Raw genomic sequence first — 19,736 nt, forward strand, 5'->3', positions numbered from 1 at the left:
ATACCCACTTCAACAGGAGCCTGCCATGGCCATGATTTCACTGCGCCGGCTGCTGGACCACGCGGCAGAGCGCCAGTACGGCGTGCCGGCCTTCAACGTCAACAACCTGGAGCAGATCCAGGCCATCATGCAGGCGGCCAGGAAGACCGACAGCCCGGTCATCCTGCAAGCTTCGGCCGGCGCGCGCAAATATGCCGGCGAGCCTTTCCTGCGCAAGATGGTCGAGGCCGCCGTGGAGATGTACCCCGAGATCCCGGTCGTGATGCACCAGGACCACGGCGCCAGTCCGTCTATGTGCATGCAGGCCATCCGCTCGGGCTTCACCAGCGTGATGATGGACGGATCGCTGATGGAGGACGCCAAGACCCCGGCCAGCTACGACTACAACGTCGGCGTGACTCGCCGGGTGGTGGAGATGGCGCATGCGGTCGGCGTCTCGGTCGAGGGCGAACTGGGTTGCCTCGGATCGCTGGAGTCCGGCATGGCCGGCGAGGAAGACGGCAGCGGCGCCGAGGGCGTGCTCTCGCACGACCAGCTGCTGACCGACCCGCAGCAGGCGGCGGACTTCGTCGCCAGCACCGGCGTCGATGCCCTCGCCATCGCCATCGGCACCTCGCACGGCGCCTACAAGTTCAGCCGCAAGCCGACCGGCGACATCCTCGCGATCGACCGCATCAAGGACATCCATGCGCGCATTCCGCAGACGCACCTGGTGATGCACGGCTCCTCGTCGGTGCCGCAGGAATGGCTGGCGGTGATTCGCGAATTCGGCGGCGAGATCAAGGAGACCTACGGCGTGCCGGTCGAGGAGATCCAGGAGGGCATCCGCCACGGCGTGCGCAAGATCAACATCGACACCGACATCCGGCTGGCCATGACGGGCGCCATGCGCCGCGCCATGGGCCGCGATCGCAGCGAGTTCGATCCGCGGAAGTTCCTGAAGGACGCCACCGCCGCCGCGCGTGATCTCTGCATCGATCGCTTCCAGGCTTTCGGGAGCGCCGGGATGGCGGGCAGGGTCAGGCCGGCGGTACTGGGGGAGCGCTGAAGCGCGCCGAGGAACTCAGCGCGCTGCGTCCACCTCGATCTCGACGCGCCGGCTCGGCGCCAGGCAGGCGATGAGCTCCTCGTGTTTCTAAAGGGTCGGGGCAGGGCAGTGCTCGGTGCGCACAGCGGCGTTGGCGCGCGGTGGCATTGGCCAGGGCGGAGAAGGTTGGAGTCATTGGGAAGCTCCGCGCGGGCGCTGTCCTTCAGACGCTGCCTGTGAGCGCCTGCACGTCGACGCTGCGGTAGCTGGGCAGGATGTCGCCCAGTTCTTCAAAGGCGACAGAGATGCCCACAGATCCGAGTACTCCAATTTCAGACGGCCATTCATTTGCCTACCGCGGGTTTCGTTTCGCGCTCGCAGCAGAGCCAATGAACGGCAGCATGTATCGGCCGGTCGCGGTCCTGCTCGATGGCCCCGTGGACCTCACGGAAGCCGAGTTGCCGAACGACACCGACGAAATTGCCTACCGCACGGAGGCAGAGGCGCTGCGTCACGCCGAGCAGCAGGCGATGCGGTGGGTGCACGACCGGACGGGCACCGGGCAGGCGCAGTTTTGAACGAGAGCGCGAACATCACCCTGCTGCGCCGCGATCCGCGGAAGTTCCTGAAGACGCCACCGCCGCCGCGCTGAAGCGCGCCGAGGAGCTCAGCGCTCTGCGTCCACCTCGATCTCGACGCGACGGTTCGGCGCCAGGCAGGCGATGAGCTCCTCGCGCTTCTTCTGCTCGCATTGCACCTTGGGCTCGGTCTCGCCCTTGCCCTGCACCTGCATGCCCCGCGCCGGCACACCGGCTTGCACCAGATGATCGCGCACGGTCGTGGCGCGCGCGAGCGACAGCTGTTCGTTGAAGGAGGTCGATCCCAGACGATCCGTGTGGCCGGTGATGCGAATCCGGCTGGTTTCGCGCGCGCCGCGCAGGCCGGCGGCCAGCGCATCTAGCTCTCGCCGGCCCTGCGGTAGCAGGTCGGCCGGTCCGGAGCGGCCGAAAGCGAAGAGCGCATCGGCCGACAGTTCGACCCGTTGCGGCATTGGTGTCTTCTCGGCAATGCGCTCGACGGAAGGCGAAGCCACCTTCAACAGCTCGGCGCAATCCGCCGGCAGCCAGTGGAAGCTCTGAGCCCGCAGCGCCGTGTCGTAGATCACCTTGAATTGGCACGTCTTCACGCCGCCCGGGACGCGGAAGTTGAAGATGTAGTCCCACTCGCGGACCCCGAACAGGCTTTCGCGGAAGTGGGGCCGGCCCACGAGGTCGTAGAGCTGGTCCTTGGTGACGCCGGGCGCGATGCGGCGCAGGTTGTCGAGGTTCGGAAAGGTGCCTTCCTTCAGCCAGGCGTCTTTCCCGATGTCGGGGAAGACGACTTCGCCTGCGCGGCCGTCGTCCGAGATGTTCTTGCTGACCGTGGACGTGCCGCAGCCTGCCAGCGACAACAGTGCCGCGATCGCCAGCGCTGCGCCGGCCGCTTTGATTTGCTTGTTCATGAATGGTCTTGAAAATGATTGCGATCGGGTGCTTACCAGTGGAAGCCCATGCCGGCGGCGACGCCGACCTTGCCGCGCGAGTTGGCCGTGCCGCTGAACTTGACGATCCACCGGCCGTTGTCTGCCAGCTTCGACACGCCAAGCGCCACTGCGGCCTGGCCATCGAAGCCTGCGACACCCGCGGCCACCATGCTTTTGCCGGGGATGGCAGCCTGCGGCAGGTTGGCCATCGCCATCGCGCCCGCCGCGGCGGCGTTGGCCTCTCGGCTTACCTTGTCGAGGTTGGCCTGGACCTGGCCGAGCTTGGCGTCCGTGTACTGATTGGCGGCCGCCAGGCCGGCGTTCAGCTGATTCACGTTGACCGCATCGTTGCCTGCCACGCCGTCGGCGACGTTGTGGACAGTCACCGGGGCGTTCGTGTTCGTGCCGCCCAGCGTCACGCTGTTGTAGTTGGTGGTGCCGTCCGCGTTGGTCTCGTACTTCACCGCGGACTGGTCGATGTTGGTCACCGTCGTCTGCACCGCCTTCAGTTGCGACACGTTGACCGCGTCGCTGTCCAGCGAACCCGCCGCCACCCCGGTGATCTGGCGGAACTGGCCATTGGAAGCATCGCCCACCGACACCGCCGACAGCGTGCTGGTGGTCGCGTTGATGGCCGCGGTCTGCGAGGTGGAAGCACCCGTGGGCACATAGCCGGCCGCACCGGCCGCAGTGGAAGCGACCGAGCCGGCGCCTAGGGCCACGCCACCGGCCTGGGTCACGCTGGTGCCTGCGCCGATCGCAACGCCCTGAACCGCTGCCGCGGAAGACTGGGTGCCGATCGCGATGGAGTCCGCCCGGTGCGAAGTCGCACCCTGGCCGACGGCCACGCCGCCCGGGGCGGTCTGCTGAACCACGGCGCCGTTGCCGATGCCCACCCCGTTGTCGCCGTTGACCACCGTCTGCGGGCCGACCGCCACCGACTCGGCACCGATGGCCAGCGAATCCATTGCGGTGGAGTTCGCATGGAAGTACTGGAGCGGCGTGACCGCGAAGGATTGCAGCGCGCCGCTGAGCTGGCGCACGGTGACTGCGTCCTGCGCCTGCGTGCCGTCGGCCACGTTGGTGATCTGACGGTACGTGGTGGCGCTGCCGACCGAGAGAGCACCCAGCAGCGTGCGGTCGGTGGTGTTGTATTCGATCAGGCTGCTGCCGGCCGGGATGCTGCCGGTCGAGGGCGCCACGAAGCGGTCGGAGATGGAGCCTGAACCGAGTGCAACTGCCCCGTCGACGGTGGCACTGGCATCCTTGCCCGAAGCGATGGCGTCGGCGCCTGTCGCGCCGAGGTTGTCCTCGTTGCCGCCACCGGTGGAGTTGACGCTGTAGTACTTGGTCTTGCTACCGGCCACCGTGGTGTTCAGCTGGGTCAGGTTGACAGCATCAGTAGCGGCCGTGCCGGCTGCCACGTTCGTGATCTGCGTGCCACCGGCATTGATGCCCGTGGTCGTTACGCTCGGGCCTCCCACGATGGTCAAGCCGTTGTTGTCGATCCTGGTGTTGCCTGTGGTTACGGAGTTGAAGGTCGGATCTGCCACCACATCAACCCTGATCTGGTTGCCCGTGCGCGTGACGGTCGTATTGCTGCCGTTGGCGAAGTCTGCCGTTGCGCCTGGTGCAATGTTTTGCGGCGTCGCCTCGCCATTGGCACTCAGGTTCCATCCCTTGCCCGCTGTTGTTGCCGCCGCCTCGATCGCCTGATTGGTCTGGTACAGCTGGCTGCCGTTGATCGCATCGGTGCTGGTTGCCGACAGCCGGCCCGCCGCCACGTTGGTGATCGTGCGTTCGCCGCCCACCGTGCCGACGCTGACCGTGCCCACGGGCGTGATGCCCTGGAAGTTGTAGGTCGTGCCGTTGATCGTCGTGCTGGGCGTGCCGACGGCTGTTGCCGTGGCCGAGCCCGCACCCAGCGCCACGCTGTTGGCCGTGCTGGCCGTGGCGCCCAAGCCCATGGCCACACTGGAGGCACCTGCGGCCGTTGCGCCCTTGCCCGACGCGATGGCGTCGGCGCCGGTCGCACCGAGGTTGTCCTCGTTGCCGCCACCGGTGGAGTTGACGCTGTAGTACTTGGTCTTGCTACCGGCCACCGTGGTGTTCAGCTGGGTCAGGTTGACAGCATCAGTAGCGGCCGTGCCGGCTGCCACGTTCGTGATCTGCGTGCCACCGGCATTGATGCCCGTGGTCGTTACGCTCGGGCCTCCCACGATGGTCAAGCCGTTGTTGTCGATCCTGGTGTTGCCTGTGGTTACGGAGTTGAAGGTCGGATCTGCCACCACATCAACCCTGATCTGGTTGCCCGTGCGCGTGACGGTCGTATTGCTGCCGTTGGCGAAGTCTGCCGTTGCGCCTGGTGCAATGTTTTGCGGCGTCGCCTCGCCATTGGCACTCAGGTTCCATCCCTTGCCCGCTGTTGTTGCCGCCGCCTCGATCGCCTGATTGGTCTGGTACAGCTGGCTGCCGTTGATCGCATCGGTGCTGGTTGCCGACAGCCGGCCCGCCGCCACGTTGGTGATCGTGCGTTCGCCGCCCACCGTGCCGACGCTGACCGTGCTCGTCGGCGCGATGCCCTGGAAGTTGTAGGTCGTGCCGTTGATCGTCGTGCTGGGCGTGCCGACGGCTGTTGCCGTGACCGAACCGGAGCCCAGCGCCACGTCGCGCGCGTTGTTCGCGACCGCTGTGTCGCCGAAGGCGACCGCGCCCGCTGCCAGCGCCTTGCTGGTGCTGCCTATCGCCACGCTGCCCTGTCCGACCACGGTGTTCTGGTAGCCGATGCCCACCGCGCCCTGCGCTGCCGCGCCGGCCACGCTCACCCCCTGGCCGCCGCCGCCCACCATGTTGGTGTTGCCCATGGCGACCGAGCCGTTGCCGGTGGCGGTGTTGTCCATGCCCTGCGCCACCGCGCCATCGCCGGTGGCGGTGTTCGGGTCGCCGATCGCCACTGCGCCGTTGCCGTTGGCGACGTTGCCCGAACCGATGGAGACCGCCCGCCCGCCGGTGGCGGTGACGTTGGTGCCGATCGCCACCGCTTCGGCCGAATCGGCCCGCGCATTGCTGCCGACCGCGATGGTGTTCAAGGCCGAGGCGCTGGCCAGTCGGCCCATTGCGATCGCCTCGGTTTGGGTCGCGGACGACTCTCCGCCGATGGCGATGGCATTGGTGCCCGCCGCGTTGGCGCCCGCGGTCGCGTTGCCGCCCAGCGCCACAGCACCGGTGCCCGAGGCGCGCACGGCGGTCGCGGCGTCGGTTCCGCCCGAGCCGAGTGCGGTGGCGTTGGCGGCTGTCGCGCCGGCCCGTGTTCCGACTGCCACCGCATCCGCGCCGGTTGCCCGGCTGACGATCCCCAGTGCGACAGCGCGATCCTGCGATGCCGTCACATCCGTGCCAATGGCGATCGCGCCCGCCGCGGTCGCGCCCGCTCCCACAAGCGTGCGCGCACCGAGGTTGATGGAATTTATCTCGGAGGCGATCGACTGGAACCCGATCGCGATGCCGTTCCGGCCGGCTGCGCTGGCGTTGGTGCCTTGCGAGATGGCATCCAGTGCGGAAGCAGTGGCGTTGGTACCGATGGCGATCGCCCTCTCCAGGCTCGCATTCGCGTTCACACCGATCGACGTCGTCGCGCTGGCCGCGACGCCGATGCCTGCATTGGTGCCGATGGCGATATTGTCGTCGCCGCTGACCAAGCTGCCTGCCGCAGCCTTCAAGGTCCCATCGTAGGCGACCGAACCATCGCCTGTGCCGAAGGCCACGTTGCGCGTTCCCGTGACGCCTGAACCCGCGCCACGCATCACGCTCGCAGTGCCGCCGCCGATGGCGGTGTTGAGTGCGCCGGTAACCAGCGCCCCGGATGCGACACCCATTGCGACTGAACCGGTATTGGCAGCCGTCGAGCCCGCACCGGCACCCTGGCCGACCGCAACGGTGCTGGTACCCATCGCGAGCGCTTGCGCCCCGAGCGCAAGCGAACTATTTCCTATCGCGCGAGCGGCGTTGCCGACGGCGGTGGCTGCGTCGTCGGTTGCCTCTGCCTGATTGCCTAGCGCGACGGTGCGAAGCCCAAGCGCTTTGCTACTCCATCCCCCGGCAAATGCAAAGTCGGCGCCGGCCGTGGCGCTGACGCCGACCGCAGTGGAGTTCGCTCCCGAGGCATTGGCGAAGGTGCCCAACGCGCTGGCGCCAGCTGCGGTGGCAGTGGCGGCAGCGCCCAGCGCGACCGCATTGATGTTGCTAGCGACCGTGCTGGTACCTACCGCGACTGCAGATGTCGAGGTCGCATTCGCGTTCAGGCCGATCGACGTCGTCCCGCTGACCGTGACGCCGATGCCGGCGTTGGTGCCGATGGCGATATTGTCGTTGCCGCTGACCAGGCTGCCTGCCGAAGCCTTCAAGGTCCCGGCGTAGGTTATCGAGCCGTCGCCCGTGCCGAAGGCGACGTTGCGCGTACCCGTGACGCCCGAACCCGCGCCCCGGGTCACGCTCTCAACGCCACCGCCAATGGCGGTGTTCTGCGCGCCGGAGACAAATTGTCCCGCGGCAATACCCACGGCGACCGAACCCGTATTGGCGCTCGTCGAGGCCGCACCGGCCGCTTGGCCGACCGCAACTGTGCCATCCCCGATCGCCCGAGCGGTCGCGCCGAGAGCGGTGGCTGAGTAGCCGCTGGCCCCGGCTTGGAGGCCGATTGCAATGGCACGCTCCCCACTAGAGTTCACGTCTGTTCCGATGGCAATTGCCGACTCCGCGGACGCTCCGGTTCCCGTGGTGCGCGAACCCACATAAATGGCGTTAGTGGCTGAGGCAAGGGCGCTGATGCCAAGGCTCGTGGCATTTATCCCCGTACTCCAGGCGTTGAAACCTATTGCCGTGGCTCCGCCGAAAGTCGCCCGGGACTCTTGACCGGCGCACGTCAAGCTGCCGCTGTAGGAGTAGTAGGGCGCTGCAGTGCAGAGCGCCTGCGCCTGCGCCATCGAGGCCCATCCCATCCCGCCCATCGCCAGCAGCGCGCTCATGATCCCGGCGCGCAGGCGGCTCGGCCGGCGCGATGCAGTCACGCCACCTGCAGCGGCAACTGCCACGCGGCTGCTGCCGCGCTTGCCGCGCGCGCGAGTGGTTTCGGGCGCAGCGACCCAGGCGCCGATGGATTCGTTCCAAACAGTGAAATAGCTCTGGTTCATGACACCTCGACAGGTAAAACAATATTATTAAATGTTACAGAAGCAACGATTTACTTCGCTGGAATGTTAAGAGAAATGGAAATGCGACAACAGCGCCGGCTGCGAATTTGTCAATGTTTGACATTCGCTACTCAATTTTGGTAGTTGTTGTAGTGGGAAATGCTTAAGGCCATTTGACTATTTGTAATGGCAACGTTTTATGGATCCCTAAGACTGCTGGCAGGGCTATGTGCTTTATTTCCCACATCCAGCGCAAGGGGTCCGCAATGGGCAACCCAATTCACATGGGAATTAATGGCTACATGGGGCGGGCATTTTTTTGCGCTGCCATGGAACAGGTAGCCCACTGAGTCCCGGACATCGCAACTTCATCACGCAAGGCCCGCTTGCGGCAGCCCACCCGTGCATGTCCGAAGACCTTCACTCGGTATGCTCCGGCACGGCTTGACCCGGTGGCCAAGTACAAAGCGATGCTTCTGGTCTGCGGTTTCGAGCTGCAGCTGTTCCTGCCAAAGCTTCACCGATGCGCCTTCCAGTTCTTCGCCTTCCTCGCCTCGGGCTGCGCGCCCGGCTGTCCGTCGGCATGGTCGCGATCGTTCTGCTGATCGCGCTGGGGGTCACCACTGCCGCGCTCCATTTCGTCAAGCGCAACATGCAGGCGGCCATCGCGAACGAAGAGTTCGAGCGGATCTCCGCCATCGCAGAGGCGGTGGACCAGAAGTTCCTGAGCCGGCGCACCTTGCTCAGGACCTTCGGCGACAGCGTGGAGGCGCATCACCTGTCGGACACAGCGCTGCTGCAGGCCTTCGTCAAGCAGCACAAGTCGCTGAAGGAGGCGTTCGCCAATATCGCCTTCGTGGACCTGAACGGCGACATCGTGGCGGGCATCAACGGCCCGCCGCAGGCGAGCATCAACATCAAGGACCGCGAATACTTCCGGCAGACGGTGGCCACCAAGGCGGGTGTCATCTCCCAGCCCTACCGCAATCGCTTGAACGGCCAGGCGCAGGTCGCCATGACCGAGCCGGTGTTCGACACGCGAGGCGAGGTGGTCTACGTCATCTCCGGAGCCGTCAACCTCGGCGAGCAGAACTTCCTCGGCGAACTGGCCAACGTCAAGTTCGGCCAAACCGGGTACATGTTCATCACGAACACCGACGGCATCGTGGTCGACCACCCCGACAAGTCCCGGATCCTGCAGCGCGCCGACGCCGCGGATGGGCGCAATCCCGCGACGGAGCGCGCCCTGGCCGGATTCGAGGGCACGATGGAGGCGACCGACCGTACCGGCCTGCGCGGGCTCTACGCCTTCAAGCGCCTCGGGCAAACCAACTGGGTGCTCGGATGCATCTACCCGCGGGACGAGGCCTTTGCCCAGGTGGAGGACATCGAGCGCTACACGTGGGCCGGCGCCTTGCTTCTCGCGGTGCTGGTGGGCGGGCTCGCGTTCGCGGTCATGCGCTCGCAGCTCGCGCCCTTATCGCGGCTGCACGAGCACATGAAGGTCTCGCGCACAGCCTCGAACTACGTTCCCATGAAGGAGCTTCCGCCAGGGGACGAGATCGGCGATCTTTCGCGCACCTTCGATGCACTGATGCTTGAGCGCCAGACCTCGCAGGAGCGGCTGCAATCGAGCGAAAGATTCCTGCGCGACGTGACCGACAACCTGCCGGCCGTGGTCGGCTACTTCGATCGCGACCAGCGCTGCCTTTTCGGCAACAAGGCCGGGCTCGCCGTGCGGGGCAGGACGCAGGCCGAACTCGGCACCTTCACGATGAAGGAGTCGCTGCCCGACGCGGTCTACCGGCAACTCGTTCCAGAGGTGGCCAAGGTATTGACGGGCACGGCGACGCGCTACGTGGGCACCTACGAGCGCAACGGGAGAGAGGCCTTCTTCGAGTGCCACCTGGTGCCCGACATCCGCCAAGGCGGCGAGGTGGTCGGCTACTACGTGATGACCTTCGACATCACGCGCCAGAAGGTGGCCGAGCGCGAGCGCGCCGCGGGCGAGGCCCGCATCCGCACCATCACGGACAACCTGCCGGCACTGGTGTCGCACGTCGACGCTTCGCTGCACTACACCTTCGTCAATGCACACGTGCGCGCGCTGCACGACAACGCCGAACTGGTGGGCCGGCTCATGGCCGACGTGCGCGGCATCGAAGACTTCAAGATCGTCGAGCCCTATGTGCGCCGCGTGCTGGCCGGGGAAGCGGTGACCTTCGAGAAGACGGGCTACAGCACGCGCGGGGTCAGCCAGAACTGGTTCCAGTCCCACTACATTCCCGACCGCGATGCGGCAGGCGTGGTGCAGGGCTTCTACGCGATGACTTTCGACGTGACCGAGCGCAAGCGAGCCGAGATCCGCAGCGCCGAGAGCGAGCAGCGCCTGCGCGGCTTGACCGACAACGTGCCGGCGCTTCTGACCGAGCTGGACCTGGACGAACGGGTGGTCTTCTGCAATGGCCGCTACCAGAGCTGGCTCGGCATACCGCCGGCTTCGATCATGAACCGGCCCATCCGCGAGGCCGTCGGCGATGCCCATTACGAGATGCGCAAGCCGCTGCTGGCGCGGGCCTTCGCCGGGGAGGAGGTCTCCTTCGAGCAGACGGCCAAGCTGCTGGTCGGCGAGCGAACCCTGCAGACGACCTACCTGCCGCAGAGGAATGCAGAGGGCGAGGTCGTCGGCCTGTACATCCTGGCGAACGACGTCAGCGACCTGAAGCAGAAGCAGATGCAGCTGGACACCCTCGCGCGCGAAGACGCGCTCACCGGCTTGCCGAACCGCCGCTCGTTCGAAGAGCACGTGCGCGAGGCGATGGCAAGGTCCCGGCGGTCTGGCATTCCGATCTGTCTCATGTTCCTGGACATCGACTACTTCAAGTCGATCAACGATTCGCTGGGCCATGCAGCGGGCGACGGAGTGCTCAAGGAATTCGGCCGCCGGCTCAAGGAGAGCGTGCGCGAGACGGATATGGCGGCGCGCTATGCCGGCGACGAATTCGTGATCCTGCTCGAAGGAATTGCCGGCGCCGACGAGGCGCAGCTGGTTGCCGCCAAGGTGCTGGCCGCCATGCGTCCGGCCTTCGTTCTCTCCAGCCGCACATTGCAGGTCACGACCAGCATCGGCATCGTGCTCTCGGAAGAAGGCGAGGACGATTTCGCTTCCTTGCTGGCATGCGCCGACTCCGCCCTGTACGCGGCAAAGAAAGACGGAAGAAACCGATTCACGATGGCTGCTTCGAGATCCGAAACCCAGCGCGACTCCTCGTGGTCGCGCCAAGAGTCCCTTGCCCGGTGAAATCCGAACACATCAGCGACGCCGTCGCTTCCGTCATCGGCCCGGACTTCACGATCGCGTTCCAGCCGATCGTGGACCTCGAACTGCGGGAAGTATTCGCGCACGAGGCGCTCGTTCGAGGCCTTCACGGTGAAGGGGCGTACGAGGTGCTCGGCAAGGTGCAAGCGCATCATCGCTTTGCCTTCCACGAGGCATGCCGCGTGAAGTCGATCGAGATGGCATCGATGCTCGGCATGCGATCCAGGCTCAGCCTCAACGTGGCCCCCAACGACATTGCGGGACCGGCGGAATGTTTCCATACCGCGATTCGCACCGCCGAGCGAGTCGGCTTTCCCGTCGATCGCCTGATGTTCGAACTCACCGAAGGCGAACCCGTCGCCGACCTCCCGGCGCTGGCCGCGACCTTCCGCAGCTTCCAGCGCTTCGGATTCACCTCCGCCATCGACGACTTCGGCGCTGCCTATGCAGGATTCGAACTGCTGGCTGCTTTTCAGCCGGACGTCGTCAAGCTCGATGTGAGCTTCGTTCGCGACATCCATCTGAGTGCCGTGCGCTTCACGATCGTGAAGGGCTTCGTCGCGATATGCGACGAGCTTCGCATCCAGGTGATTGCAGAAGGCGTGGAAGCTCCGGAAGAGGTGGATGTGCTTCGCCGGCTCGGCGTGCGCCTGTTCCAGGGCTTCTTGTTCGCACGCCCCGGCACCGCCGTGCTGCCGGAGGTTGCCTGGGATGCGGCCTGACATTCACGCGACGGCCATGCGACGCGGCTCCATTACCTCGACTTCGACGCGCGCCTGAGACAGCCGATGAGCTGTTCACAGGCCGGTGTCCGCATCCGGCTTCGCATCGTGATGATGCCCACCGGCGGCAATTCGATCGGCACCTTGACGCGCAGCGTCTTGGCAAGGCCCTCGCGCTCCAGGAATCGCGCGACGGTTCGCGCGACGAAGGCGATCGCCGCGCGTTCGCGCACGAAGGTGAGCGTCACCAGAAAGGACGCGGACTCGATCAGATCCACCGGCGGATTGAGCCCGTGCTTGTAGAACATCTGATTGAGCTTGATGCGCGATGAAGCCCACGGAGGCGGCACCACCCAGGGCAAGGCTGCGAGGTCCTCCCAGGTCGGCCTGGGCTTGTGCGCCAGCGGGTGGTCCGGCCGGCCGATGATGCTCATCGGCTCGTCGTACAGCCGCTCGGTTTCGAGGTCGGGCGCCGCGTAGCCGGGCTCGAGGCGGCCGACGAACAGGTCCAGTTCACCCACCCGCAGGCGCGGCAAAAGCCGGGTGAGATCGCCTTCCTCGATGGCGACCGTGGTCTGCGCGGAACGTGCCTTCAGCAGTTCGACCGCGCGCGACAGCAGCCCCGGCGTGGCCACCACCATCGCACCCACGCTGACGCGACCGGCGGCCCCGCTGGCCACCGCGGCGATCTCGTCGCGCGTGCGGCCGTAGTCGGCCAGCACGGAGCGCGCAAAGCGGACGACCGAGTCGCCGTACGGCGTCGGCTCGGTGCCGCGCGTCGAGCGCACGAACAGATCGAGGCCGAACATGCGCTCGATCTCGGCCAGCGTCTTGGAAACAGCCGGCTGCGTGAGCGAGAGGAACTCCGCGGCCCGGCCGAGGTGGCGGAACTGATCGAGTGCGATCAGCAGCTGAAGGTGCTTCAGCTTGAGGTTGGAGCGCAGCACGCGGTCGATGTCGCTCACGATCGATACATGCCGAATTGGTTAAGAAGACAGTCCATAACTTCATTGGATTGTAATGATCGGTCCCTCAACAATGCAGCGAGTTACCGCCCCTTCGCACGCTTCCCCACGACAAGATCAGGAGACAAGATGGCTTCCACTCGCCGCCAGTTCGTCCTCGGCAGCCTCGGTGCTTCCGCCGCCGCTCTTTCCACGTTCCCGCGCGCCGCCCTTGCGGCCGGCTACCCCGAGCGGCCGATCACCTTCATCTGTCCCTGGCCGCCCGGCGGCACGGCCGACGTGACGATGCGCGCGCTCTGCGTTGCGGCGGCAAGGCAGCTCGGGCAGCCCGTCGTGGTCGACAACCGGGCCGGCGCCTCCGGCATGCTGGGCATGAAGGCCCTGGCCGGCGCCAAGCCCGACGGCTACACGATCGGCCAGGTCCCGATCTCGGTGACGCGCTTCTCCCAACTCGGCACGGTGCAGCTCGATCCGCTGAAGGACCTGAGCTTCATTGCACGCACCTCGGGCCAGACCTTCGGCATCGCGGTGCGCCCCGATGCGCCCTGGAAGACGCTCAAGGAATTCGCCGCCGCGGCCAAGGCCCATCCGGGCAAGCTGACCTACGGCAGCGCCGGCATCGGCGGTGCCACGCATGTCGGCATGGAAGAGTTCGCGCTCGCCGCCGGCGTGCAGTTCAACCACATCCCGTACAAGGGCGGGGCGCCGGCGCTGCAGGACCTGCTCGGCGGCCAGATCGATGCGCTGGCCGACTCCAGCTCCTGGGCGCCGCACGTGAAGGCCGGCAAGCTTCGCCTGCTGGCCACCTGGGGCGAGAAGCGCACGCAGGATTTCCCCGATGTGCCGACGCTCAGGGAGCAGGGCTTCGACGTCGTGGTCGATGCGCCCAACGGCGTCGGCGCGCCCAAGGGCCTGGAGCCTGCCGTCGAGCGGCGCCTGCGCGAAGCGTTCAAGGCCGCCGCCGCCAGTGCCGAGTTCATCGCAGCCTGCGGCAGGATCGATGCGCCGCTGATGTACCTGGACGGGCCCGACTACGAGAAGTACGTCGCCGCCACGTACCGCAAGGAAACCGAGCTGATCGAGCGCTTGAAGCTCAAAGAGTTGATGGCCAAGGGCTGAACGCATGACAAGCATCCCGCCCGCGTCGCCGCTGATCCGGCTGCATGCCAACGACAACGTGCTGATCGCGCGCGCGCCGATCGCGCTGGGGCAGGAGCTGCCCGGGCTGGGCTTGCGCATGCGCGCACAGGTGCCGGCCGGCCACAAGATCGCCGCGCAGCGCATCGCCGCCGGCGAGCGGGTGAAGAAGTACGACACGGTGATCGGCGCTGCCATGCGCGACATCGAGGCCGGCGAGCATGTGCACTCGCACAACCTGGCGTTGATCGACTTCGACCGCGACCCCGGCTTCTGCGAGGACGTGCGCCCGATCGACTACGTGCCCGAGGCGGAGCGCGCCACCTTCATGGGCATCGTGCGGCCCGACGGACGCGTGGCGACGCGCAACTTCATCGGCATCCTGGCGTCGGTCAACTGCTCGGCGACCGTCATCAAGCACATCGCCGCCCACTTCACGCCCGAGCGCCTGGCCGCGTTTCCGAATGTCGACGGCGTCGCTGCGTTCGCGCAGACCAGCGGCTGCGGCATGTCCTCGCCGAGCGAGCACTTCGACGTGCTGCGGCGCACGATCGCCGGCTACGCGCGCCACCCCAACCTGGCAGGCGTGCTGATCGTCGGGCTGGGCTGCGAGCGCAACCAGGTCGCTGATCTGGTCGCATCGCAAGGCCTCGCGCCGGGATCGAACATGCGCACGCTGGTGATGCAGGACACCGGCGGCACGCGCGCCACCATTGCGGCCGGCATCGCGGCGATCGAAGCCATGCTGCCGGCGGCCAACGCGGTGAAGCGCCAGCCGGTGAGCGCGAGCCACCTGAAGATCGGCCTCGAATGCGGCGGCTCCGACGGCTTCTCGGGCATCACCGCCAATCCGGCCCTCGGCGCGGCCATGGACATCCTGGTGCGCCACGGCGGCACCGCGATCCTGTCGGAAACGCCGGAGATCCATGGCGTCGAGTACATGCTCACGCGCCGCGCCGTGAGTCCCGAGGTGGGGCAGAAGCTCCTCGATCGCCTGGCCTGGTGGGAGGCGTACACGCGCGGCCACAACGGCCAGTTCAACGGCGTGGTCGGCCCCGGCAACCAGGCCGGTGGCCTGGCCAACATCTTCGAGAAGTCGCTCGGCTCGGCCATGAAGGGCGGCACCACGCCGCTGCAGGCGGTCTACGAATACGCCGAGCCCATCGACACGGCCGGCTTCGTTTTCATGGATTCGCCGGGCTACGACCCGGTGGCCTCGACGGGACAGATCGCGAGCGGCGCCAACCTCATCTGCTTCACGACAGGGCGCGGCTCGATGTTCGGCTCCAAGCCGGCGCCGACGATCAAGCTCGCCAGCAACACGCCGATGTACACGCGCCTCGAGGAGGACATGGACATCAATTGCGGCCTGGTGCTCGACGGCGAGCTGGACGTCCAGCAGATGGGCCGGCGCATCTTCGAGCACATCTTGCGTTCCGCTTCCGGCGAGCCGACCAAGAGCGAGCTGCTGGGCCTGGGCGACCATGAGTTCGTGCCTTGGCATTTGGGCATCGTGAGCTGACGCGCAGGCGCTGCGCTACACTCCGCGCCGCTTGCAGCACGTATCGATCGCTGCGCCGCCATCGGCAACATGGCGAAATCAACCCAAGGAAAAATTCAAGTGAACCGTATCGAACTGGTCGAAAAGATCGCCACCGCACACAAGGTCAGCAAGGCTGAAGCCGCCCGCATTCTGGAAACGGTCACCGGCTCCATCGTCGCTGCAGTGAAGAAGGGCGACCCGGTCCAGCTCATCGGCTTCGGAACCTTCAAGCAGGTGGCACGCGCCGCACGCACGGGCTTCAATCCTCAAGCCGGCGCCAAGATCAAGATCGCAGCGCAGAAGGTGCCGAAGTTCGTTCCGGGTGCAGCGTTCAAGGCGGCCATCGACCCCAAGGCTGCAAAGCGCAAGGCCGAGAAGGCAGCTGCCAAGCCTGCCGCCAAGAAGGCTGCGCCGGCGAAGAAGGCCAAGAAGTAGGCTGCGCAGCGGCGCCGTCAACGCGAGATCGTGGATGCGTTGACCGAGGCGCTGCGCCGCCCGCGTCGCAAAGCCATAGGCACCTGGTTTCATCCAGGACGGATTGAAGGAGGGTGTGCCTATGATGGGGAATGAACACCGCCCCAGAATCCGACCCGGCCGTCGGCCCCGTGCAATTGCCCCACAGCCCCTTGCCGGCGTATTACCGGGACGAGGTCGAGCATCAGCGCTTCCTGCGCCGCATCTTCGACGAAACGGCGAGCGACTATGACCGCATCGAGCGTGTCCTGGCGATGGGCACCGGACCCGCATACCGGAGGATGGCGCTGCAGCGCGCCGGCCTGGCCCCAGGCGACAAGGTCGTCGACGTCGGCATCGGAACCGGCTTGCTGGCACGCGAGGCGTGTGCCCGGATCGGCGCGGCAGGAAGCCTTGTCGGCATCGATCCGAGTCCCGGCATGCTGAAACAGGTCGCGTTGCGCGGGATCCAGCTCAGGGTCGGGCGAGCGGAGGAGCTGCCGTGCGCCGACGGCGAGGCCGATTTCCTCAGCCTGGGATATGCGTTCAGGCATGTGTCCGATGTCGGCAAGGCCTTTGCAGAGTTCCATCGGGTGCTGCGCCCCGGCGGCAAATTGCTGGTGCTCGAGATCAGCCGGCCCGAAAGCCGAATCGGCAACGCGCTGCTCAAGGCATACATGCGAATCCTCGTTCCCGTCATCGCACGCATCGTTGCGCGCGAACGTTCAACGTCCGAACTGTGGCGCTACTACTGGGACACGATCGAAGCCTGCATCGCACCGGCCCAGATCATCGCGGCACTCGAGGCGGCCGGTTTCGAGGCGGTGCGGCGGCATACGGAGCTCGGCATCTTTTCCGAGTACAGCGCCGTCAAGCCCGAGTCATCCGGGCCGCTCAAGTAGCAGTGCGGGGATGCGGGCGCTCAGTCCGCTTTCAGGATGGTCTCGCCGCGCAGCGGGCCCATGTCGCGAATGTTGAAGCGATGGCGCTTCCAGCCGGCATAGGTGCGGCGCCAGTTGAGCAGGGACACGAAGTAGTAGACCACCTTGAACATCAACAACGAGCGGCGGTAGGCCCGCCCGTGGTGGATGTCGGCAGCCAGCAGGGACATCAGGCCCTGCTTCACCTTGAAGATGTTCTGCGGGTGCATGAACATGTCGCGGATCATCGGGTTCGTGACGCGGTAGATGAACCACGAGTAGTCGCGCGGCCCCACGCGCATGCGCTTCTCCAGTGCCGCCCTGGCCGCCGGCAGTTCGGCCGGCCGGTCGAGCGCCATCCGCACCAGCCGCGCGCCGTCGAAGGCGCTCTGCATCGCGAGGAACACGCCCGACGAGAACATCGGGTCGATGAAGGTGTAGGCATCGCCCACCATCAGGTAGCCATCGCCGGTGGCATGCGTGCTGGAGTACGCGAAGTTGCCCGTGGCATGGACCTTGTCGTCGACGAGCGATGCATCCTTCAGGCGGTCGTGCAGCTCCGGGCACATCGCGATGGTGTCGAAGAAATAGTCCTTCAGCGGCTTGTCGCGCGCCTTCAGGTAGTAGGCCCAGCAGACGGCGCCGACGCTGGTCGTGCCGTCGGCCAGCGGAATGAACCAGAACCAGCCGTGCTCGAACCAGCAGATGCTGATGTTGCCCTCGCGCTTGCCCGTAAGCCGCCGCGCGCCGCGAAAGTGGCCGAAGAGCGCGGTGCTGTTGTGGTCCGGGTTCTTCTTCTTGCACTTGAACTTGTTGGCCAGGACCGTGTCGCGGCCGCTGGCATCGACGACGAAGCGCGCCCGCCATGTGCGCCTGGCGCCGTCGCCGAGCAGCGCCTGCACCGTCGCGCCGGTGTCGTCGAAATCGACTTCGCACACCTTCGCGCCTTCGATGGCCAGCGCGCCCACCTTGGCGGCGTTGCGAAACAGCAGCTCGTCGAGCTCCGAACGGCGAACCTGCCAGGCCGAGTCCTTGGACGGATCCCAGCCTTCGGAAAAGTCGACATAGCTGCAGTAGTCGAGGTCCGGCGACACGAACTCGATGCCGAACTTCGGCATGCCGATTTTCTCGACCTCCTCGCGCACGCCGAGCTTGTCGAACAGTTCCACATTGCCCGGCAGCAGCGATTCGCCGATGTGGAAGCGCGGGTGATGTTCCTTCTCGAGCAGAACCACGCGCCGCCCTTCGCGCGCGAGCAGCGCCGCGATGGTCGAGCCCGCAGGTCCTCCGCCGACGACGAGCACATCGCATTCCTGAACTGTCTGCATGGGGTCGGTTTCTCCTTCGGGATCGCGCATTGTCGAGGCCCCGCATTGTGCCGCCCTCGGCATGCACCGACCTTGATGCGACGAAGCTTCACCGCATTTTCCCTACGCGAGACTTCGCCTCGCGCCCACACCGTCGATTGCGCCCCGAACTGAAATTGGCGCCTCAGCGCGGCGCCGTGCCGCCAGCAACATCAGGAGCATGAAATGGCAACCGACAACGTCAGGACTTCCTCGGGGCTCGCCGATGAGGCCGAGCGAACTGCGCAAGAGGCGCTTGAAGCCGCGCAAGGGTACGCGCGAGAAAGCGGTCGCATTGCCAGGGACGCCATTCCTTCAATTCGTTCGAACGTCGAAGACGCCGAGGAAGACGCCAAGGAGATCGCCAAGGACACGGCCCTCACCGGCCGCGCCTATGCCCGGAACGCCGTGAATTCGACCGGCCGGAAGATCCGGGACTTCAAGGGCCAGGTCACCCACGCCAAGGACAGCTGCCTGCACTACATCGCGGAAGAACCGGTCCGCGCATCGCTTGCCGCGGCGGCAACCGGCGCAGTGCTCATGACGCTGCTTCTTTCGCTCGCGCGAGGCGGCCGCTCGATCAAGTAGGTTACGAGCTGACCCTGTTGTCCAGCAGCACGATCGCCTCGCCGACGAGCTTGCCGTCCGCGGTGATCCGCGGATTCCTCAGCAGCGTGCCATCCGGGCCCAGCTGATAGCCGGTTGCGAACACCGAGTTCTGCACATTCCCACCGATCGCCCACGCGACCTCGGGCCCGACGGCCACGACGATGTCGCAATGGCTCGGCAACTCGGGATTGTTCGAGGCATTGAGGTATTCGTCGTAGCTCGCCGGCTTCTCGCGCCAGCTTCCGATGATGTCGCCCGCCTGGGGCTTGGCCTTGTCGAGCCGAACGCCCCAGAAGGGCGCGGTCAGGTCGCCGCTCGCGTTCTTCTTGATCGCATCCCACATGTACGCAGCATGGCCGATCGACTCGTGGAAGGACTTGTATTCGTCGAACTCGCTGGCCGCGGTCCTCACCATCAGCGAGATCGCCACCGCCGACCAGGGCTGCATGGCGGCCTTGCCGGTGAGCGGCTTGCCGAACGCTTTCCACATCTCGCCGATGAAGCCGCTGAAGGGCGCCTTCGCCTCCTTGCCGCCGCCTCTGTCGAAGCGCAGCCATTGCTCGACGGCGGCGGCAACGAGCGCCTCCCGCGCCGGAGAGCCCGGGTCGCGCAAGGTGGGTTGCTCGGGCGGCTGCCAGTCGAATTTGGTGATCGGCAATGCGGCCTTGATGAAGCCCTCGGTCGACTTCCCATCGACCGCGGTGCGGACGTGATGCCAACCCTCCGGTCCGTCTTCCAGGTCATCGACGGCCTGCCCGAGGAAGACGGGACCGATCAGCGTGTCGGGCTCGGCCCTGGCCTCGGACCGCACGTTGATCGTTTCGACGTTGACGAGTTTCTGCATCTGAAGCTCCTTGTGGCCAGACGAGTTGACCACGAAGCCGCGGGTGTAGCCAGTCGCAAATGGCTGACAAGCAGCTCGAGATCGGCGGGCATCCGAAAAGGCTCGGCGCTGACTGCGCAGGGAACGAGAGGATGGGATTT

At 66.2% G+C, this 19,736-nt stretch carries 14 protein-coding genes and 1 pseudogene; 9 read left to right on the forward strand and 6 right to left on the reverse strand.

Annotated elements, in window-relative coordinates; genetic code table 11:
• Positions 1-25 precede the first annotated feature (25 nt).
• On the forward strand, positions 26-1,048 hold the full coding sequence (gene fba / locus EJI01_RS14155) for a class II fructose-bisphosphate aldolase (protein WP_126837789.1): 1,023 nt from the start codon (positions 26-28) through the stop codon (positions 1,046-1,048).
• 368 nt (positions 1,049-1,416) lie between these two features.
• Positions 1,417-1,605: a hypothetical protein gene (locus tag EJI01_RS14160; RefSeq protein ID WP_260602456.1), complete on the forward strand. Its 189-nt coding sequence runs from the start codon at positions 1,417-1,419 to the stop codon at positions 1,603-1,605.
• Positions 1,606-1,694: 89 nt separating this feature from the next.
• Here EJI01_RS14160 and EJI01_RS14165 read toward each other — a convergent pair whose 3' ends face one another.
• The 3 genes and pseudogenes from EJI01_RS14165 to EJI01_RS29670 all read right to left on the reverse strand — a co-directional run.
• Positions 1,695-2,528 carry an OmpA family protein gene (locus tag EJI01_RS14165; RefSeq protein WP_126837791.1) on the reverse strand — a complete coding sequence of 278 codons (834 nt, stop codon included), beginning with the start codon at positions 2,526-2,528 and terminating at the stop codon, positions 1,695-1,697.
• A gap of 32 nt (positions 2,529-2,560) precedes the next feature.
• Positions 2,561-7,531 carry a YadA-like family protein gene (locus EJI01_RS14170; protein WP_409513952.1) on the reverse strand — a complete coding sequence of 1,657 codons (4,971 nt, stop codon included), beginning with the start codon at positions 7,529-7,531 and terminating at the stop codon, positions 2,561-2,563.
• 99 nt (positions 7,532-7,630) lie between these two features.
• Positions 7,631-7,738 (reverse strand): annotated as a pseudogene (locus EJI01_RS29670) (ESPR domain-containing protein); the annotation flags it as partial.
• A gap of 523 nt (positions 7,739-8,261) precedes the next feature.
• On the opposite strand from EJI01_RS29670, the gene EJI01_RS14175 reads away from it, so the two are divergent.
• The gene (locus tag EJI01_RS14175; RefSeq protein WP_126837793.1) at positions 8,262-11,039 is read left to right on the forward strand and encodes a diguanylate cyclase domain-containing protein; all 2,778 of its coding nucleotides are present in this window, start codon (positions 8,262-8,264) and stop codon (positions 11,037-11,039) included.
• Entirely contained in the window at positions 11,036-11,779 is a 744-nt protein-coding gene (locus tag EJI01_RS29295; RefSeq protein WP_260602463.1) for an EAL domain-containing protein, read from the forward strand. The genes EJI01_RS14175 and EJI01_RS29295 overlap by 4 nt, the downstream gene beginning before the upstream one ends.
• Positions 11,780-11,811: 32 nt before the next feature.
• Here the strand turns inward: EJI01_RS29295 and EJI01_RS14185 are convergent, their stop codons facing one another.
• Entirely contained in the window at positions 11,812-12,744 is a 933-nt protein-coding gene (locus EJI01_RS14185; RefSeq protein WP_126837795.1) for a LysR substrate-binding domain-containing protein, read from the reverse strand.
• A 129-nt stretch (positions 12,745-12,873) separates the two neighbouring features.
• Between EJI01_RS14185 and EJI01_RS14190 the strand changes: the two genes are divergently transcribed.
• The 4 genes from EJI01_RS14190 to EJI01_RS14205 all read left to right on the forward strand — a co-directional run bounded on the left by EJI01_RS14190 (position 12,874) and on the right by EJI01_RS14205 (position 16,779).
• Entirely contained in the window at positions 12,874-13,863 is a 990-nt protein-coding gene (locus tag EJI01_RS14190; protein ID WP_126837796.1) for a Bug family tripartite tricarboxylate transporter substrate binding protein, read from the forward strand.
• Positions 13,864-13,867: 4 nt separating this feature from the next.
• Positions 13,868-15,403: a UxaA family hydrolase gene (locus tag EJI01_RS14195; protein WP_126837797.1), complete on the forward strand. Its 1,536-nt coding sequence runs from the start codon at positions 13,868-13,870 to the stop codon at positions 15,401-15,403.
• A gap of 99 nt (positions 15,404-15,502) precedes the next feature.
• A complete protein-coding gene (locus tag EJI01_RS14200; protein ID WP_126837798.1) occupies positions 15,503-15,859 on the forward strand; it encodes an HU family DNA-binding protein in 357 nt (118 codons plus the stop codon).
• A 131-nt stretch (positions 15,860-15,990) separates the two neighbouring features.
• The gene (locus tag EJI01_RS14205) at positions 15,991-16,779 is read left to right on the forward strand and encodes a class I SAM-dependent methyltransferase (protein WP_126837799.1); all 789 of its coding nucleotides are present in this window, start codon (positions 15,991-15,993) and stop codon (positions 16,777-16,779) included.
• Between the two features lie 20 nt (positions 16,780-16,799).
• Here the strand turns inward: EJI01_RS14205 and EJI01_RS14210 are convergent, their stop codons facing one another.
• Positions 16,800-18,125, reverse strand: a complete 1,326-nt coding sequence (locus tag EJI01_RS14210; protein ID WP_126837800.1) for an NAD(P)/FAD-dependent oxidoreductase — start codon at positions 18,123-18,125, stop codon at positions 16,800-16,802.
• Positions 18,126-18,329: 204 nt separating this feature from the next.
• On the opposite strand from EJI01_RS14210, the gene EJI01_RS14215 reads away from it, so the two are divergent.
• Positions 18,330-18,731, forward strand: a complete 402-nt coding sequence (locus EJI01_RS14215) for a hypothetical protein (protein WP_126837801.1) — start codon at positions 18,330-18,332, stop codon at positions 18,729-18,731.
• Between the two features lies 1 nt (position 18,732).
• Here EJI01_RS14215 and EJI01_RS14220 read toward each other — a convergent pair whose 3' ends face one another.
• Positions 18,733-19,596, reverse strand: a complete 864-nt coding sequence (locus EJI01_RS14220) for a DUF2272 domain-containing protein (RefSeq protein ID WP_126837802.1) — start codon at positions 19,594-19,596, stop codon at positions 18,733-18,735.
• Positions 19,597-19,736 lie beyond the last annotated feature (140 nt).

The sequence above is a fragment of the Variovorax sp. MHTC-1 genome (assembly GCF_003984645.1).
GTDB lineage: Bacteria > Pseudomonadota > Gammaproteobacteria > Burkholderiales > Burkholderiaceae_C > Variovorax.